The following is a 16,073-nucleotide window of genomic DNA, read 5'->3' as shown; positions in this document are numbered from 1 at the left end:
TTCTCTCCATGCCCTCAGCGCGCGCCATTTTATTAGCAAGCGTTGGCTGTATGTTGGTGCTCAGCTTATTGATGGTGGCTTCTGCTTCTATCCCGTTTGCCCTTAGTCGCGGCATGAGCGAGCTGCATTTCTTTTATAATCAGCTTTTATACATGGCGATTGGGCTGGTTATCGCTGGTATTTCTTATAAAGCGGTAACGCTAAAAAGGCTTTATAAAACCGAAACCCAGTTTATGCTCTTGGCCATCACGGGGTTATTGTTATTTGCCACTTTATTTAGTACGCCTATTAATGGCTCAAAACGTTGGCTCACGCTCGGTGGTTTTAATTTTCAGGTCGCAGAGCTTGCCAAATTGGTGATGATTATCTTTGTCTCAGACTTTGTTGTACGGCGCTCATTTGAGGTACGTAACGGTTGGGATGGGTTTTTACGCATAGCCATCGTGGTTGGATTAATCACCGTTCTGTTGCTCGCGCAGCCAGATTTTGGCTCGTTTGTGGTTATTATTGGGACGGTCTTTGCCATCTTTTATATTGCCGGCGCGCCTTATAAGCAGTTTATCGCGCTCGGCGCTGTGGCCGTTGGCGGTGCTGTATTAATGGTGGCGACCGTACAATACCGACTGGTACGGGTGATGTCGTTTTTGGACCCTTTTGACGATGTACAAGACACTGATTATCAGCTAGCACGTAGCTTAATTGCCTTTGGTCGCGGACAGTTTACTGGCGTCGGCTACGGCGAAAGCGTGCAAAAACTGTCGCATTTACCAGAGGCGCATACGGATTTTCTACTAGCTATTACCGGTGAAGAATTGGGCTTTGTTGGAGTCACGATGATTCTCATCTTTGAGGCGCTGATTATCGGAAGTGCGATGCGCATCAGTTATAATGCCCTAAAACGTCGGCAAATGCGCATGAGCTATACCGCTTTTGGTATCGCGGTGGTGTTTATTGCGCAGACGATTATTAATGCGGCAATGAATATGGGCGCGATTCCAACCAAAGGGTTGACCATGCCATTTTTCAGTTATGGCGGCTCATCGATGCTGATTAGCTTGGTGATGGTCGCGGTACTGCTAAAGATTTATAAAGAAAGCCCTGAGATTGAAAAGAGCCAATGCCGTTATTACTAAGTCATTTAATGATTAGAGTGTTTACGGCATTCTAATTATTCACTATAAAAAAACGTCGCTCATAGCGGCGTTTTTTCTGTTGAGGGTTTAGAACTCTGTTATTAAATATCAGGCATATTTAAAGACTGCATGTTTTTTAGCGGTGAGTTATCCCATTGTGCAATTGCTTGCTTTAGCATGTTTGTCGGCGTGTCTCTATCAACGGTAGGCTGCTGTAATAGCTGCAAAGCATGGGCAATTAGATGACTTGGGTCACGGGTATCAATTGGCTGGGCAAGGTTTTGTTTAGAGAGCTTTTGACCGTCAGGACTGCATATCAATGGCAAATGATACCAATGATCGATGGCTGGCAAATGCGCTGCATGCATAATGCTAATTTGCGCGGTGGTCATCGGTAAAATGTCCAAGCCACGCATAATATGCGTCACACCTTGCAAGCCATCATCGAGGCTAGCAGCCAAAATATAGTTGATCATGACGTCTTGGCGACGCACCACCATATCTCCCAAGCTTTGCTGCGGATTGCTCCATTGCACACCTTGAATACCATCTTTAAAGCCGATACGGTAATCTGGTAGCTGTATACGCAGTTTGTTTTTTTCTTTATCAAGATTGGCATTTAGACAACAGCGCGGATAGCGTTGCCTGTTCAGCAGTTTTTCCTGTGCCTGCTCTGCGTCTATGCTTTCTCCCATCGCTTTTTGCTGCCAATAACGCTCAAGGCTTTTACGCGAGCATTGACAGCCGTAAGTCAGCGGATATAAGCTTGAAGATAAATAATCATTATAAATATCAAGGCGCTCAGATTGGTAGATGACATCGCCATCCCAGTGCAGCCCAAGCACTTCTAAATCAATCAAAATCTGCTCGGTAAACTGTCGATCACAGCGCTCGGTATCGGTGTCTTCGATACGCAGTAGCCATTTGCCACCAAGAGATTTAATATGACAAAAGCTGGCAAGCGCGGTGGTTAAGGAACCAAGATGCAGCTCACCGGTTGGTGACGGCGCAAAACGGCCAATAGGTTGGGGCAGAGTAAGATTAATAGGCGTGTTTGCCATAGAGGTAGCAGATGTTTTCAAAATAGACACTTAGCTAAAGTAGAAATAGATAGAATAAGTAAATCGATGCCAAAAAGATATTTGCTAAATATGCGTATTTTGTTGGTGCCGTGTCAACCACTAAAAGCTATTTAATAAAAAATAACGCCGTAAAACGCAACGAGCGACCAATGAATGGTCGCTCGTATTTGTATTTACATGATTAATGACTGTTAAATTGGCTGGATTTAAGCGCCTTGGTTTTGACGCTCTTTAATCTCAGACAAAGTTTTACAGTCAATGCACTGGGTCGCGGTTGGACGCGCTTCAAGACGACGCAGGCCAATCTCGACGCCACAAGTTTCACAAAATCCATAATCCTCGTTTTCAATTTCAGCGATAGATTTATCAATTTTGCGAATCAGCTTACGTTCGCGGTCGCGCGTACGCAAGGTTAGGGCAAACTCTTCTTCTTGAGTGGCGCGGTCATTGATATCAGGCATGGCACTGGACTCATCTTGGATATAAGTCTTGGTACGATCTGCTTCGCCAATCAATTGATGCTTCCAATCTAATAAAATGGCTTTAAAGTGCGCCAATTGCTCATCCGACATGTATTCTTCGTTTTCGGCAGGCGCATAGGGGGTGAACTTTACATCACTTGGATTTGGGTTTGGGGTCAGGGTGCTCATATGGGTATCCTACTTTTTCAAATTAATTCAATAAAACGACCTATCGACAGACAAGACGTTATCAATTTACCAAACGCTATAAATGGCTTCTTTTATATGCGTTTTACCACTTAGTGACACAAGTAACACAGCTGATCTAAACATACGGTTATTTCGATATCCTGCTAGCGATTTATCGATTATCAATGGTCAGGTATATTGTTATCAATCTTTTTATTTAAATGCTAGCCATTAAATAAAGCTACAAATCACTGACTGTGGAAACTTAGCTTGTGGTCAATTTAGCCGTCCTAGCTATTATAATCTTGTCTAAATGTAGACCGTTCTCATTTTTTACCTTATTTATGATATAACTTATTTATCATTTTTAGCTTTACGGTTAGGTTGCTAGTATTAGCAATCACGCTGTGGCTGTCTATAACCAGTAATTTTAGCTAGCCCTATAACATACACACTCTGGCGGTATTATACTAGCTAAATACTAGCCAAATTTTTGCCAATAAAACTGGTTGTCAAGTATCTAGTCTTTCAACCCAGCTTGCAACCTCTCCATTGTTGGCTAATTGCAACCAGCGATAGCCGGGAAGGGCGCTTTTATCATAAGCGAAATCATCTTCAAAAGGCTTAAACTGATAGCAGGTAGAGGGCGTACTGTAGACGGTAACTCCTTGCCGATGGCGGACTTGCTCTTGGTGGGTATGCCCGCTAATAATGACTTTAAGATGCTCAAATGTTGCCAGCCGTTGCCAAAAAATATCGGCGTTTTCCACCATATGCTGATCAATCCAGTCTGAATCGACCGCTATCACATGATGGTGCAGCGCAATAAGCGCAGGCTTCGCGCATGTCTCTAGCTGCTCACAGAGCCAATCAATGTCGCTTAGCGTCACTTCACCTTCTACCTTGCCTGTCACCGAAGAGTCTATTAACAACAACTGCCAATGGTCGGTTTCGATAACATGACGGTTCAATAAGCGTCTGTCCGCGGGTCTGGCAATCAGTTCACGCTGAAAAAATGGCAACTCACTGTTGTTTTCATCGGTAACGTCATGGTTACCGGCGATACAAGCAAAAGGAATACCCGTTGCTTGCAATACGTCAAAAATATGATCGTAAATCTCTGCTTGTACTTTATTGACCAAATCGCCTGTCACGAGAATCAAATCGCAGCGCCGCTCTGCGCTCAACGCTTGCTTGATAATCGCCTCAAAATTGTATTGGCAAACCGCTACTTCACTACTGGTTTCGTCAGCCGCCGCAGGCACGTGGGAGGATAAGTGCAAATCGGTAATTTGCAAAACATTGACTTGTCCGTCGGGCGTGCTGACTGCGCTGGCGGGGTAGCTAAGCATGGGGGTTAGTCCCTTATCAAGCAAAACGATAATAAATTAAAATATGATGAAACGAAAACATTCGTTAAAAAAACATCTTAGATTGGTACACCAAGAATTTATTAAACCAAATATTCACCAACTATCGCATTGATAGTATTCAGGAAAGTTTATAACATAATGGGCATTAAAGCTCTAGCAATATTGATGAAATAAAGTTCGACAAAGGCCAAGCAAATATCAAAATCACGACCTAAATGTAATGGCTGAGACGTTTAGAAATCTGATGCTATATGTGAATAACGCTAACGGCGTGGGGACCAGAATTTTGCCAAGATGGATTCGGATCCTGATTTTTTGCTTATTAGCTTTGAGATAATGAGCGCCACAAAAAATAAAATAGCCAGTACCAAAACGATAGCAAGCCCCGTTTGGATATCTAGCCAAATGCTGCCCCAAACGCCAAGCGTGACGCCAAGCTGGGCAATGATTAAAGAGATAACAACCATTTGTTTTGGTGATGCCGACCATAAACGTGCTGTTAATGCTGGCAACACCAATAGGCCGCTGATTAATAAACTCCCAACCGCTTGCAAGGCAATAGCACAAAACCCTGCCAATACGCCCATAAAAAACAAGCGCTGGCGTGTTGGATTGATCCCTTGAATGCGTGCCAAAGCTTCGTGGGTGGCAAGCTTGATTTGTGCAGGCCATATATAAATCAGTAATCCTAAGCCCACCAAAACACTTACTGCAATCAACGGCAAATCTGCCCAGTCAAGCTCGAGCAAATTGCCAAATAAAAAACCTAAAACATTGGCTTGCTGATCGGTAAGCTGCGTCAAGGTTAATAAACCTAAACACAGCAGCGATACCGCAACCACGGCCAGCACTGCATCGACTGGCAGACGCTCATCATCGATGAATACCAAGCCCAGTACGACTAAAATACTGACGATGCCAATACCGATGCCCATCGGTAATTGCCACAAAACTGCCAACGCCACACCAAGTAACGTGCCATGTGCCAAGGCATCGGCAAAAAATGCCATGCGCCGCCATAAGACTAGGCAGCCTAAAGGCGCAGAAAGTAGCGCTAAAATACTACCAGCAATCCAAGCAGGAGCTATGATGGCTAACCAAGCGGTCATAATAGATATCCGTAACGTTTTTATAAAAGGAACAAGGCAATTTGCCTAAAAAGCTTGGTTTTTTAATTATATCTCGCTTGGGGCATGGTGCTCACAAGCGTGCGGCTGATGCACATAAGGCTGCTCATAATGATGGCCAAAAAGCTTCTGAAACTCCGAACTAATCGCAAGCTCGCTTGGTTGCCCTTCGCAGCAAATGTGCTTATTCAGACAAATGACTCGACGACTGCCTTTCATCACCCAATGCAAATCGTGTGAAACCACCAGCATGGCACAGCGCAAAAATGCTGGCAGCTCATCGATAAACTGATAGAGCCAAACCTCGGTATCAGGGTCTAGTCCTTGCATCGGCTCATCTAAAATTAATAAATTGGGCTTGTCTAATAAGGCACGCGCCAATAATACTCGCTGGGTTTCACCGCCTGACAAATGCAGCATTTGCCGAGACAATAAATGCGTCAACGATAAATTATCAAAGATAAATTGCCGCTGCTCAGCGCTTAGGCGTTTTTTATCGGCTTGTGCCAATAAATCGCAAACGCGTAACGGTAAAATAGGCGGCACGGCAAAGCGCTGCGGCACATAGCTAAGTTGCAAGTTTTGGTGCGACGTTATCTGCCCACTCGTCGGTTCGATTAAACCTAAAATTAGTTTAACTAAGGTGGATTTGCCCGCGCCATTAGGACCTATCAGACTGACCGTTTCATTAACAGCAATATCAATATCGATATGCGAGAGGATACGTTGCTGCCCGATATGGTAACTGATATCACTTAAGCTCAGCAGTTTAGCCGCGTTAGGCATGGTTTTATCGCTTATATTCATAGCAGAGGGCTTGGTTGGTAAAATTGCTAGGCTCATAGGGCAGTACTGATGTATTAATGATAATTAAGAAATGACAGAATAATAATTTAGCATGAAAGCGTAAACCTAAAATTCAGGTCAAAAATATAAGCAAACCGTTATTTTACTGACACGCTTGGCAACGACCGCTCAATTCAATGACGCTACGCTCGACCATAAAGCCAACGTCTTGCTCTGCAAAGCTCATTATTTCTTGTACCGGCAAACTGCTGCATTCTTGTACCCGCTGACACTGGGCACAGATTAAAAACGCTGCTGTATGTTGGGCGCGTGGATGACAACAAGGCACATAAGCATTAATCGAGGTTAGCTGATGAATCAAACCTTCGCTCAATAAAAACTCCAAGCTGCGATAAACCGTCGGCGGCGCGACATTTTTTGGCGTTTGATTATTTGCTTGATGGCTCGAGCTATCACTTTCTGCTTCAGGCTCGGTAAGGCGCATCTGCTGCAATTGGGTGATTAAATCATAAGCGCCCACTGGTTTATTGGCTTCTAGCACCAGCTGGTAGATTTGTTGACGCAGCGGCGTAAAGCGCGCGCCGCTTGAGCGACATTGCTCTTTGGCTGCTAGTAAACGCTCATTGACATCGGACGCTGTAAAATCTTGCACATCATGGATATGAGCGCAAACAGATGAATGAGTAGACATGCAGCAAACTCCTAAAGATGACCTAGCGGTGTGATGGACAGTATTTTTAATTAATGGATATTTTATAATGGTTTTTTATATTGTTATAGTATAACATACTAAAACGCAAAACAGAGAAGTCCTTTGCATTTATTCACAGGTCTGCTGTTTTATACCAGAATAAGGTTGCAAAATATTTATAACTACCTTTGCCAATTATCCTTGAACCTTAAAAGCCGCCATTATGATTCCATTATTTAAAAACTTTATGCATTTAACTCTGCGCTTACAGCGATTTTTCATAACTAGCGTGCTTATATTTGCCTCGTTCATGATGAGCGCGCAAGCGGCAACGGTGAGCGTCAGTAACTATCCGCTGTTTTTATTAAGCCAAGCGGTGACGGAAGGCGCGCCATCAGCCAAGCAATTATTGCAAGCAGGGGAGGTCGGACATCACGGCAGTATCAGTCCCGGCGATATCAAGGCGATTCAAAACAGTAAGTTTGTGGTTTGGTTTGGCGAGCCGCTAGAAAACAACCTCGCCACCACGCTCAATAGCGCGCCCAATGCGATTGCGTTATTTAAATTCGACGCCTTTAATCGTCATCCGCTGCGCGATGTTAAAGGCAAAGCCATTGCTGGCACGCTCGATCCGCATATTTGGCTCGATCCTGAAAACGCTAAAGCCATTACGCGAGCGCTTGCTGTCATTCACAGTCATGCCAATCCGCAATATAAAAAGCTCTATCATGCTAATGCGCAAAAATTTGCCCAGCGCATGAATAAAGCCGTGGCGGCAGCTCATGCAAACCACGCGCAAAAACCTTTGCCGTATTGGGCATATCATGATGCTTATCAATATATGGAAGACAGCGCCAAGTTTCAGTTAATTGGCAGCTTAAGTACCGATCATCATTTAGCGCCAAAAGCCAGTCAATTACGCTGGTTAAATGAGCAGCGCCCAGCAAAACAAATGTGCTTGGTCAGCCCAAATCAGCCTGCTAAAGGTTTGCTGGCGAAATTACAACCGGTTAAAAGTAGCGTGCAAGCGGAAGATATGAGCAACAGTAAAGATTTTATTAGTGGTTGGCAGACAATGGCGCAGCAAATCCGTCAGTGTATTTCCTAAATAAGGGTCAAAAGTAGCGGTCAAGTTCTAATGGCAAGCTGAGCTTTTGAGCTATTTGAAATGACGTAAGTTAAATTAACGGTAGAATAGGTGAATTTAGAGGTGATTAGCGCTACTTTATTGACTCTGTAGAGAGATTTTCAGCGCTAAATAACTAAATGCTTGATAAAAGGCATATTTCACTTGCTTAAAATCTGCTTGCTCCCTATAATAAGTGGCGTTTTATTTTGGTTAAAAGATAACGTCTGTAGAGTGAGCCATTCACGGATAATATTGTCGCAACGGTGTGGCATTGTCCCCACGTTATAGAGCTATAGAAATATCAATGACCAAACCTGCCAAACGCACCCAAAGAGATAAGATTGCTATTTATCTAAAACGCCAAGCATGGATTTTATTTATCCTGATTGTGCTCGGTTGGATAGTAGATGTTACTTGGTTGGGTAATAACGGCAATACGCTTGTTATTGCAAAGAGCAACGCTATTGGGGCGCTACTCAGTTTTGCCACCCAAGCGGTCTTTGCTGGATTTATCTTTTGGTATACCGGATATCGCGCGCGCAGACACATTGTCAGCCAGCTATATCGTGGTCAAATGGTCAAATGGCTACTGACCGTATGTGGTTTTGCACTAATTTTTATTACCATACAACCTCTATCAGCGCCTGCGCTATTCGTCGGTTTTATGGTAATGCAGATTAGTCACAGTTGGATGTTGTGGCAGATACGCTAGATTTAGAACCTATTATAATTTTAATAGCTCAATAATACAGCACGTACATTTGTCATCCTGCGGTCCAGCTTCTCTAAGATTACTGTTATAAAGTCATCAACCAATGATTAAGTGACTGAAAACTGTTTTTACAATAAAAGTATGAATAAAGACGCTTAACTAGATCTAAGCGTAAAAATCGCGATAAGTAACCCTCTCTCTAAGTAGAGTGTTCAAATACAATTAAATTATCGGCTTTGATGGATAGACGCAAAGCCATAGTAGCGAACGTTAACAGCGGTTAACGTATTCATACCGTAAATAAAAAAGTCATAATTGACTTTACACGATTACAACGCTGCATTAATATAGACAGCTAACTGTCTTGCTGCTGAGCACCGTATTGGGTGTGAGGAAAGTAAAGCGAGACAAGTAAACACATACTTAAAAATTTGCGTAGATATGCAAGGGCCATTAATGAATAATCGTGCGCCCTTTTTTGATAGCTAAAATTTATCCATGACTATCAAATTGAGCCGCCGCAATAAAAAAATTGGTTATTCCGCTTAATTATTTAAGAATAACAGAGTAGTTATAGAGCTATGGGTTGGATGTTATTGGTTACATGAGGGCTGTAAGTGTTTTTCTGGATTTGCTTAATGCAGATTAAATAAAACCGCCAACGCCTCATCAGATGACAACCATATTTTTTGGTAGTTGATTAAATCGTTGATTAATAAGAAGCTTACATTATGGCATCCGAGCAAACATCATCAGAATATATCTCTCACCACTTAACGAATTGGACGTACGGCTATCTGCCGGGCGAAGGTTGGAAAGTTGCCCATACTGCTGAAGAAGCAGGATTAATGGGTTTTAAAGCTATCCATCTTGACTCCATGTTATGGTCAATCGGTCTGGGTATTTTATTTTGTGCCATCTTTTGGATGGTTGCCAAAAAAGTTACTTCAGGCGTTCCCGGCAAAACTCAAGCAGCGGTTGAGATGATCGTTGAGTTTGTTGATAACAACGTTCGCGATTCTTATAGTGGTACGTCAAAATTGATTGCGCCGCTAGCGTTGACCATTTTTGTATGGATTTTCTTGATGAACTTGATGGATTTATTGCCTATCGACTTCATTCCAAGTCTAGCAGGTCAAGTTGGCGCTGCGATGGGTCATGATCCACATCACGTGTTCTTCAAGATTGTACCAACGACTGACCCTAATATCACCCTAGGCATGTCATTTTCTGTCTTTGCGCTGATTATTTACTACAGTATTAAAGAAAAAGGGTTGGGTGGTTTTATTGGTGAGTTAACACTGCATCCGTTTAGCGCCAAAAACCCAATCATGCAAATCATTTTAATCCCCATCAACTTTATCTTAGAGTTTGTTACTTTGATTGCCAAACCCATTTCACTAGGTTTGCGTCTGTTCGGTAACATGTATGCTGGGGAGCTAATCTTCGTATTGATTGCCCTGATGCCGTTTTGGATTCAATGGGCGTTATCGGTGCCGTGGGCGATTTTCCACATCTTAATTATTACCCTTCAAGCGTTCGTATTTATGATGTTGACGATAGTTTATATGTCGCTTGCATCATCAACTGAACATTAATTATACATTCAATAGGTAAATGAGGATACATCAATGGATCCAGTATTAGGTGGTTACACAGTTATCGCAGTAGCACTGCTTATCGGTCTTGGCGCACTTGGCACAGGCATTGGTTTTGCTATTCTAGGCGGCAAGTTCTTAGAAGGTGTTGCACGTCAACCAGAACTTGGTTCACAACTGCAAACTCGTATGTTCATCGTGGCAGGTCTACTTGATGCCGTACCGATGATTGGTGTTGGTATTGCTATGCTATTGTTGTTCGCTAACCCTCTAGCAGGTTAATCAGAAAGCTCAGTTGTAAATGTTTGGTGGTCAAAGTTTGTATATTAAACATAGCCAAAGTTTGGCTATCAAATATGATCAATGAAACTGATTTTTCATTAACAAAGAGGTGATCACGTGAATATCAATTCTACCCTCATCGGTCAAGCCATTGCTTTTGCAATATTTGTGATTTTTTGCATGAAATTCGTGTGGCCACCACTTATCGGTGCCATTAATGAGCGTCAGCGTAAAATTGCTGAAGGCTTAAACGCCGCAGAAAAAGCAAAAGCAGATTTAGCGACCGCGGAGCAAAATGTACAGCAGGAGCTTGATGTTGCAAAAACTAAAGCTGCTGCGCTAATTGAGCAAGCGAACAAGAGCGCCAATCAGCTTGTTGAAGATGCAAAATTGCAAGCCCAAGCGGAAGGCGAACGCATTCGTCAACAAGCGCAAGCCTCTATCGACCAAGAAATCAATCAAGCGCGCGAATCATTGCGTGCCCAAGTTGCTGAACTGGCTGTACTTGGTGCTGAAAAGATTTTGCAAGACAAAGTCGATGTGCAAAAACATGCCAGTATGTTAGACCAACTGGCGGCGAAGCTGTAATTGTGAGGATATCATGGCTGACTTATCAACCTTAGCACGACCGTACGCTAAAGCCGCGTTTGACTATGCCAATGAAAACGGGGTAGTAAATGAGTGGGAAAACTTCTTATTTATTGCCGCTACCGTTGTCAATGACAAGTCGTTCAGTACTTGGCTAGACAATCCAGCTGTTTCTGCTGAGCATAAGTCAGCTGCTTTGGTCGATCTTTATGATACGCAAGTAGCTAGCGCGAATGATTCTGCTTTTAAGCAGTTATTAGGTGAGACCCAAGGGGCTCGTCATGACCAAAACGCCAGCTATCCTAAAGTATCAGTAGCACTTAGTAACTTCGTTAAACAGTTATCAGAACAAGAGCGTCTGGCGCTGCTTCCTGAAGTTTATGAGCATTATCGCCGTCACAAGGCAATAAGCTTAAAGCAGCTTGACGCTTATGTGACCTCTGCTTATCCATTAACTGATGCTCAGCGTCAGACGCTGCAAACGCGTCTTGCTGACTCGCTCAATGCGAGCGTGGTGATTCACGAGTCGGTTGATCCAAGTCTATTGGCGGGCGCTATGATTAAAGTCGGTGACAAAGTTATCGATGATTCGATGCGTGGCAAGTTACAACAGTTAAAAACACAGCTAACGGCCTAATGCCAATCATCCGTGCAGCTTACTAAAGCTTGCGTGATATAAGAGCATTTAAGTCAGTGGCGGGTTATCATAAATTAAAGGAAACAAGGCAATGCAACAATTGAATCCAGCGGAAATCAGTAATCTGATTAAGCAGCGTATTCAAGACCTTGATGCGGGTGCAACTGCAAAGAATGAAGGCACGATTGTCAAAGTATCTGACGGTATCGTGCAGATTCATGGTCTTGAAGATGCCATGTACGGCGAAATGATTGAGTTTGAAGGTGAAATCTACGGAATGGCGCTTAACTTAGAGCGTGATTCTGTTGGTGCAGTAGTATTAGGCGACTTCCTAAAACTACAAGAAGGTCAAAAAGCCTATTGTACTGGTCGCATTTTGGAGGTACCCGTAGGTCCTGAGTTGCTAGGCCGTGTTGTTGATGCGTTAGGTAACCCTATTGATGGCAAAGGTCCTATCGATGCCAAGATGACTGATAAAGTCGAAAAAATCGCCCCAGGCGTAATCGACCGTCAATCAGTTGATCAACCAGTCATGACTGGTTATAAAGCCGTTGATACCATGATTCCAATCGGTCGTGGTCAGCGTGAGCTTATCATTGGTGACCGTCAGACGGGTAAAACCGCGATGGCTATCGATGCGATCATTGCGCAAAAAGCATCTGGTATTAAATGTGTATACGTCGCAATCGGTCAAAAACGTTCTACCATTGCTAACGTGGTACGTAAGCTTGAGCAAACTGGTGCCCTTGAATATACCACTGTGGTGGTCGCTTCAGCGTCAGAACCAGCAGCACTTCAATATATCGCACCGTACTCAGGTTGTACGATGGGCGAATACTTCCGTGACCGCGGCGAAGATGCACTGATTGTTTTTGATGATTTATCAAAACAAGCCGTTGCTTATCGTCAGATTTCACTATTGCTACGTCGTCCGCCAGGTCGTGAAGCCTATCCTGGTGACGTATTCTACTTACACTCACGTTTACTTGAGCGTGCATCACGCGTAAACGCGGCATACGTAGAAAAATTCACCAACGGTGAAGTGGTTGGTAAAACCGGTTCTTTGACCGCGCTACCTATCATTGAAACTCAAGCTGGTGACGTCTCTGCATTCGTACCAACCAACGTGATTTCAATCACTGATGGTCAGATTTTCTTAGAGTCTAGCTTATTTAACTCAGGTATCCGTCCAGCAGTCAACGCTGGTATCTCGGTATCGCGTGTTGGTGGTGCTGCTCAGACGAAGATTATCAAAAAGCTGTCTGGTGGTATCCGTACTGCATTAGCTCAGTATCGTGAATTGGCAGCATTTGCTCAGTTTGCATCAGACCTTGATGATGCGACTCGCGAACAGCTTGATCATGGTGAGCGCGTGACTGAATTGATGAAGCAAAAACAATATCAGCCAATGTCTATCTCTGAGCAAGCCGCCGTTATTTATGCGTCGAACGAAGGCTTCTTAGCAGACGTTCCTGTTGAAAAAATTGGTTCTTTTGAAGAAGCTTACTTACGCTATATGCATGATGAGCAGAGTGAATTGATGCGTGAGATTGATGACACTGCGAATTATAATGATGATATCGCAGGTCGTTTAAAGTCATCTTTAGAGACCTTTAAACAAAATCACAGTTATTAATTTAACGGGTTAAACCTGAAGTGGTTAGCGCTCTGCTTTAGAGCGCAAAAAGTGGCGTATTATCTGAAAAATTTTAAGTATAGAGATTTTCCTTTAAGATAATCGCGCCGCTATTTTAACCAATAAAGGTCTAAGATTGCGTCATGCCACAAGATGTAAAGACATTATTTCGATAAGTTCAGTGTTTTATATTAAATGATTGTTGCATACGCCCATGCTTTTTAACCCTCTTATATTGGAATCATTATGGCAAGCTTAAAAGAGATACGTGCCAAAGTCACCAGTATTAAAAGTACCCAGAAAATTACTCGCGCTATGCAAATGGTAGCCGCTAGTAAAATGCGCCGTGCCCAAGAGCGCATGGAAGTGGGTCGCCCGTATGCTGATAGTATGCGCCGGGTTATTTCGCATTTGGTGCATGCCTCATCAGATTACAAACACCCATATATGGTCTCGCGTCCCGTTGATAAAGTTGGCTATATCGTCATCACATCAGATCGCGGCCTAGCGGGTGGTTTGAATATTAACCTATTCAAAGCTTTATCTAAAAGCATTCAGCAGTATCAAGACCAGTCCGTACAAGCCGAGTTTGCCGTTATTGGTGCTAAAGGCGTGAGTTTCTTTAAAAACTTCGGTGGTAAAGTCACTTCAGCCGTTACTGACTATGGTGATAAACCGACGTTTGAGCAATTAAACGCGCCAGTGCAAGCGATGTTAGAAGACTATAGCAACGGTAAATTAGACCGTATTTATGTGGTCTATAACCAGTTTGTCAACGCCATGACTCAAAAACCGATTGTCAACCAATTGGTACCTTTACCAGAGGGTTCATTTGGTGATGAAGAAAGTGGTATACAAACAGAGCTGAGCTGGGATTATATCTACGAGCCTGACATTAAAACCTTGATTGATGAATTACTTGGTCGCTATATCGAGTCGATTGTCTATCAAGCGGTAATGGAAAACATTGCCTCTGAGCAGTCTTCACGTATGGTTGCGATGAAAGCGGCAACAGATAATGCTGGTGACCTAATTAACGATTTACAGTTGGTTTATAATAAGCTGCGTCAAGCGGCGATTACCCGAGAAATCTCGGAAATCGTTGGCGGTGCTGCTGCTGTTTCATAATTGAAACCCTTTATAAAACCCACTATATACAGAAGTTCAAGGAGAACGCAATGAGTAGCGGTCGTATTGTACAGATTATTGGCGCGGTTCTTGACGTTGAGTTTGACCGTAACGAAGTTCCTCAAATTTTTGATGCCTTGCAAGTAGACGGCACTGAAACCACCCTAGAAGTACAGCAACAGCTAGGTGATGGTATCGTACGTACTATTGCGATGGGTTCAACCGAAGGTTTAAAACGTAACCTACCAGTGACCAACACAGGCGCACCTATTTCTGTACCAGTCGGTATGGGTACCTTAGGTCGCATCATGGATGTTCTTGGTCGTCCTATCGATGAAGAAGGTCCGGTCGCAGCAGATGAGCGCTGGTCTATTCACCGTGAAGCCCCAAGCTATGCAGAACAGTCAAACAGTACTGAGCTGCTAGAGACTGGTATTAAAGTTATCGATTTGCTTTGCCCGTTTGCGAAAGGTGGTAAAGTTGGTCTGTTTGGTGGTGCTGGTGTTGGTAAAACCGTCAACATGATGGAGTTGATCAACAACATCGCCCTTAAACACGAAGGTCTATCCGTGTTTGCTGGTGTCGGTGAGCGTACCCGTGAAGGTAACGACTTCTATCACGAAATGCAAGAGGCTGGTGTTGTCAACGTTGAAGACTTTAGCAAATCTAAAGTTGCGATGGTATATGGTCAGATGAATGAGCCACCAGGTAACCGTTTACGTGTTGCACTGTCTGGTTTGACCATGGCTGAGTACTTCCGTGATACCAAAGATCCTGCCACTGGCAAAGGTCGTGACGTATTATTGTTCGTTGATAACATCTATCGTTATACGCTAGCGGGTACTGAAGTATCGGCACTGCTAGGCCGTATGCCATCAGCGGTTGGTTATCAGCCAACGCTAGCTGAAGAGATGGGTATGCTGCAAGAGCGTATTACTTCAACGCAATCAGGTTCAATTACTTCGGTACAAGCGGTATATGTACCTGCGGATGACTTGACCGATCCATCACCAGCAACGACGTTTGCTCACTTGGATGCGACAGTGGTACTAAGCCGTGATATCGCTTCACAAGGTATCTATCCTGCGGTTGATCCACTAGATTCAACCTCACGTCAGCTTGACCCATTGGTTATCGGTGAAGAGCATTACAACGTTGCGCGTGGTGTTCAAGAAGTGTTACAGCGTTATAAAGAGCTAAAAGACATCATCGCCATTCTAGGTATGGATGAGTTGTCAGAAGAAGATAAACTGGTCGTTTATCGCGCTCGTAAGATTCAGCGCTTCTTGTCACAGCCATTCCACGTAGCGGAAGTCTTTACTGGTGCTCCTGGTAAATATGTGCCATTACGCGATACCATTGCTAGCTTTAAAGCAATCATCGCTGGTGAGTACGATGATCTACCAGAGCAAGCTTTCTATATGGCAGGCGGCATCGACGAAGTTGTTGCTAAAGCAGAAAAAATGAAGTCTTCTGCAGCGTAAGTGGTATTGGTATGGG

General features: G+C 43.6%; 16 protein-coding genes. 10 read left to right on the top strand and 6 right to left on the bottom strand.

Annotated features, from left to right (window positions below; all coding sequences use genetic code 11):
* The first annotated feature begins 8 nt into the window (after positions 1–8).
* Positions 9–1,133: an FtsW/RodA/SpoVE family cell cycle protein gene (locus AB8P72_RS12520; protein ID WP_068404278.1), complete on the top strand. Its 1,125-nt coding sequence runs from the start codon at positions 9–11 to the stop codon at positions 1,131–1,133.
* A gap of 101 nt (positions 1,134–1,234) precedes the next feature.
* Here AB8P72_RS12520 and gluQRS read toward each other — a convergent pair whose 3' ends face one another.
* The 6 genes from gluQRS to AB8P72_RS12490 all read right to left on the bottom strand — a co-directional run bounded on the left by gluQRS (position 1,235) and on the right by AB8P72_RS12490 (position 6,863).
* The gene (gluQRS, locus tag AB8P72_RS12515; protein ID WP_201541545.1) at positions 1,235–2,194 is read right to left on the bottom strand and encodes a tRNA glutamyl-Q(34) synthetase GluQRS; all 960 of its coding nucleotides are present in this window, start codon (positions 2,192–2,194) and stop codon (positions 1,235–1,237) included.
* A gap of 227 nt (positions 2,195–2,421) precedes the next feature.
* Positions 2,422–2,865 carry an RNA polymerase-binding protein DksA gene (gene dksA, locus AB8P72_RS12510; protein WP_068404274.1) on the bottom strand — a complete coding sequence of 148 codons (444 nt, stop codon included), beginning with the start codon at positions 2,863–2,865 and terminating at the stop codon, positions 2,422–2,424.
* 512 nt (positions 2,866–3,377) lie between these two features.
* On the bottom strand, positions 3,378–4,217 hold the full coding sequence (locus tag AB8P72_RS12505) for a metallophosphoesterase (protein WP_193030957.1): 840 nt from the start codon (positions 4,215–4,217) through the stop codon (positions 3,378–3,380).
* Between the two features lie 284 nt (positions 4,218–4,501).
* Complete coding sequence (locus AB8P72_RS12500; RefSeq protein ID WP_068404270.1) at positions 4,502–5,347, bottom strand: metal ABC transporter permease; 846 nt, start codon at positions 5,345–5,347, stop codon at positions 4,502–4,504.
* A gap of 66 nt (positions 5,348–5,413) precedes the next feature.
* Positions 5,414–6,151 (bottom strand): metal ABC transporter ATP-binding protein, encoded by a 738-nt coding sequence (locus AB8P72_RS12495; RefSeq protein ID WP_369958298.1) that lies wholly within the window; start codon positions 6,149–6,151, stop codon positions 5,414–5,416.
* A 163-nt stretch (positions 6,152–6,314) separates the two neighbouring features.
* Positions 6,315–6,863: a transcriptional repressor gene (locus AB8P72_RS12490; RefSeq protein ID WP_306495334.1), complete on the bottom strand. Its 549-nt coding sequence runs from the start codon at positions 6,861–6,863 to the stop codon at positions 6,315–6,317.
* Positions 6,864–7,086: 223 nt separating this feature from the next.
* Between AB8P72_RS12490 and AB8P72_RS12485 the strand changes: the two genes are divergently transcribed.
* The 9 genes from AB8P72_RS12485 (at position 7,087) to atpD (ending at position 16,057) form a co-directional block, all read left to right on the top strand.
* Positions 7,087–7,971, top strand: coding sequence for a metal ABC transporter substrate-binding protein (locus AB8P72_RS12485; protein WP_201541042.1), 885 nt, complete (start codon positions 7,087–7,089; stop codon positions 7,969–7,971).
* 325 nt (positions 7,972–8,296) lie between these two features.
* Positions 8,297–8,704, top strand: a complete 408-nt coding sequence (locus AB8P72_RS12480) for an ATP synthase subunit I (RefSeq protein WP_068404263.1) — start codon at positions 8,297–8,299, stop codon at positions 8,702–8,704.
* Between the two features lie 731 nt (positions 8,705–9,435).
* Positions 9,436–10,302, top strand: coding sequence for a F0F1 ATP synthase subunit A (gene atpB, locus AB8P72_RS12475; protein ID WP_068404261.1), 867 nt, complete (start codon positions 9,436–9,438; stop codon positions 10,300–10,302).
* Between the two features lie 33 nt (positions 10,303–10,335).
* A complete protein-coding gene (gene atpE / locus AB8P72_RS12470) occupies positions 10,336–10,584 on the top strand; it encodes a F0F1 ATP synthase subunit C (protein ID WP_025651437.1) in 249 nt (82 codons plus the stop codon).
* 117 nt (positions 10,585–10,701) lie between these two features.
* Positions 10,702–11,172 carry a F0F1 ATP synthase subunit B gene (locus AB8P72_RS12465; RefSeq protein ID WP_025651436.1) on the top strand — a complete coding sequence of 157 codons (471 nt, stop codon included), beginning with the start codon at positions 10,702–10,704 and terminating at the stop codon, positions 11,170–11,172.
* 13 nt (positions 11,173–11,185) lie between these two features.
* Entirely contained in the window at positions 11,186–11,809 is a 624-nt protein-coding gene (locus tag AB8P72_RS12460) for a F0F1 ATP synthase subunit delta (RefSeq protein WP_201582810.1), read from the top strand.
* Positions 11,810–11,900: 91 nt separating this feature from the next.
* Complete coding sequence (gene atpA, locus AB8P72_RS12455) at positions 11,901–13,445, top strand: F0F1 ATP synthase subunit alpha (protein WP_068404258.1); 1,545 nt, start codon at positions 11,901–11,903, stop codon at positions 13,443–13,445.
* Positions 13,446–13,691: 246 nt separating this feature from the next.
* Positions 13,692–14,573: a F0F1 ATP synthase subunit gamma gene (atpG, locus tag AB8P72_RS12450; RefSeq protein WP_068404256.1), complete on the top strand. Its 882-nt coding sequence runs from the start codon at positions 13,692–13,694 to the stop codon at positions 14,571–14,573.
* Positions 14,574–14,623: 50 nt separating this feature from the next.
* On the top strand, positions 14,624–16,057 hold the full coding sequence (atpD, locus tag AB8P72_RS12445) for a F0F1 ATP synthase subunit beta (protein ID WP_068404254.1): 1,434 nt from the start codon (positions 14,624–14,626) through the stop codon (positions 16,055–16,057).
* Positions 16,058–16,073: the final 16 nt, after the last annotated feature.

The sequence above is a fragment of the Psychrobacter sp. CLB018 genome, assembly GCF_041222815.1.
GTDB lineage: Bacteria > Pseudomonadota > Gammaproteobacteria > Pseudomonadales > Moraxellaceae > Psychrobacter > Psychrobacter faecalis.
Note: the sequence above shows the minus strand (reverse complement) of the source record. Positions and strands in the feature narration are given on the sequence as shown.

What these genes read in the sequence shown, in the direction of transcription:
- AB8P72_RS12520 (WP_068404278.1), top strand. Translation starts at nt 9, where the DNA reads ATGCCCTCAGCGCGCGCCATTTTATTAGCAAGCGTTGGCTGTATGTTG.
- gluQRS (WP_201541545.1), bottom strand. Translation starts at nt 2,194, where the DNA reads ATGGCAAACACGCCTATTAATCTTACTCTGCCCCAACCTATTGGCCGT.
- dksA (WP_068404274.1), bottom strand. Translation starts at nt 2,865, where the DNA reads ATGAGCACCCTGACCCCAAACCCAAATCCAAGTGATGTAAAGTTCACC.
- AB8P72_RS12505 (WP_193030957.1), bottom strand. Translation starts at nt 4,217, where the DNA reads ATGCTTAGCTACCCCGCCAGCGCAGTCAGCACGCCCGACGGACAAGTC.
- AB8P72_RS12500 (WP_068404270.1), bottom strand. Translation starts at nt 5,347, where the DNA reads ATGACCGCTTGGTTAGCCATCATAGCTCCTGCTTGGATTGCTGGTAGT.
- AB8P72_RS12495 (WP_369958298.1), bottom strand. Translation starts at nt 6,151, where the DNA reads ATGCCTAACGCGGCTAAACTGCTGAGCTTAAGTGATATCAGTTACCAT.
- AB8P72_RS12490 (WP_306495334.1), bottom strand. Translation starts at nt 6,863, where the DNA reads ATGTCTACTCATTCATCTGTTTGCGCTCATATCCATGATGTGCAAGAT.
- AB8P72_RS12485 (WP_201541042.1), top strand. Translation starts at nt 7,087, where the DNA reads ATGATTCCATTATTTAAAAACTTTATGCATTTAACTCTGCGCTTACAG.
- AB8P72_RS12480 (WP_068404263.1), top strand. Translation starts at nt 8,297, where the DNA reads ATGACCAAACCTGCCAAACGCACCCAAAGAGATAAGATTGCTATTTAT.
- atpB (WP_068404261.1), top strand. Translation starts at nt 9,436, where the DNA reads ATGGCATCCGAGCAAACATCATCAGAATATATCTCTCACCACTTAACG.
- atpE (WP_025651437.1), top strand. Translation starts at nt 10,336, where the DNA reads ATGGATCCAGTATTAGGTGGTTACACAGTTATCGCAGTAGCACTGCTT.
- AB8P72_RS12460 (WP_201582810.1), top strand. Translation starts at nt 11,186, where the DNA reads ATGGCTGACTTATCAACCTTAGCACGACCGTACGCTAAAGCCGCGTTT.
- atpA (WP_068404258.1), top strand. Translation starts at nt 11,901, where the DNA reads ATGCAACAATTGAATCCAGCGGAAATCAGTAATCTGATTAAGCAGCGT.
- atpG (WP_068404256.1), top strand. Translation starts at nt 13,692, where the DNA reads ATGGCAAGCTTAAAAGAGATACGTGCCAAAGTCACCAGTATTAAAAGT.
- atpD (WP_068404254.1), top strand. Translation starts at nt 14,624, where the DNA reads ATGAGTAGCGGTCGTATTGTACAGATTATTGGCGCGGTTCTTGACGTT.